Here is a 1,166-nt window from a genome sequence, read left to right on the forward strand (position 1 = left end):
GGCGGCAGGTACATGAGCGCTGCGATCACGGCCAGCTCGACGGTCTCCCGGGCGGCGAGACCGGTCTGCGGATCGTCGGCCAGCAGGGCGTCGGGATAGGGACCGAGCTCGGTGGACCACTCCAGCGGGTCACCATACGGTACCGTCCGGTGACCGGCCGCCTTGCGGCTGTCGAGGAAGACGTTCGTGGCGATCCGGTAGAGCCAGGTGCGCGCCGACGCCCGACCCTCGAAGCGGTCGCGAGCCCGCCAGGCACGCAGGAAGGTCTCCTGCACCAGGTCGTCCGCGTCGGTGACGTTCCCGGCGAGGCGGTAGCAGTGCACGTGTAGCTCACGCCGGTGCTCGTCGAAGGCGCGCTGCAGCCAGACCGCCGGCTCGTCAGGCGAGTCGGACATGTGATCTCCCCGGGGCTGAGTGGGCCTCACCACCGTACTGACGACCGCGGACCCCATCCGTCATCGGTCACCGATGACGATCGCCGACTCGGTCGTCTGTACCTGTGACCGAACCCCACTCCACGAAGGAGACAGCCATGACGGCAACCCCCGCGTCCACCGCCGCCGCGCCCCCGGTCGTCGACCGGGAGACCTGGCTGCGCGAGCGCAACGAACTGCTGGTCCGGGAGAAGGCCCATACCCGCGAGGGAGACGCGATCGCAGCCGCTCGTCGTCAGCTGCCGATGACCCTGATGCCGACGGTGACGGTGCGGGGCCCTGGCGGGGACACCCCACTGGTGGAGGTGTTCGAGGGCCGCCGGATGCTCATCGCCTACTTCCACATGTGGCACGACGGCAAACCGTACGAGCATCAGTGTGAGGGGTGCACCTTCTCGACCTGTCACCTGCAGATGCTGGACTACCTGCACGCTCGGGACGTCACCTACGCCGTGTTCTGCCAGGGTCCCTACGACGAAAGTGCCCCGTTCGCGGAGTTCATGGGCTACAGGTTCCCCTGGTATTCGGCGAGAGACTCCGACCCGGCTCTGGCCGACGGTCGCGACTTCGGGTTCATCGCGTGCTACCTGCGCGACGGCGACGAGGTCTACGAAACCTACTGGACCACCGGGCGGGGCGTGGAGGCGTTGATGACCACCTACCACGCCCTGGACCTCACGGTGTACGGCCGGCAAGAGAACTGGGAAAACTCGCCTGAAGGCTGGCCGCGGG

At 68.0% G+C, this 1,166-nt stretch carries 2 protein-coding genes; one reads left to right on the plus strand and one right to left on the minus strand.

All coding sequences use genetic code 11. The features are described from left to right. Window positions 1-395, minus strand: a 395-nt coding sequence (locus ABGB05_RS36875; protein ID WP_347658667.1) for a sigma-70 family RNA polymerase sigma factor, incomplete at its 3' end; no start/stop codon positions are given. Between the two features lie 137 nt (window positions 396-532). On the opposite strand from ABGB05_RS36875, the gene ABGB05_RS36880 reads away from it, so the two are divergent. Beyond that, a partial coding sequence (locus ABGB05_RS36880) for a DUF899 family protein (protein ID WP_347658668.1) occupies window positions 533-1,166 on the plus strand: 634 nt, incomplete at its 3' end.

Origin of the sequence: Plantactinospora sp. B5E13 (assembly GCF_039871775.1) — a bacterium.
Classification (GTDB): Bacteria; Actinomycetota; Actinomycetes; order Mycobacteriales; family Micromonosporaceae; genus Plantactinospora.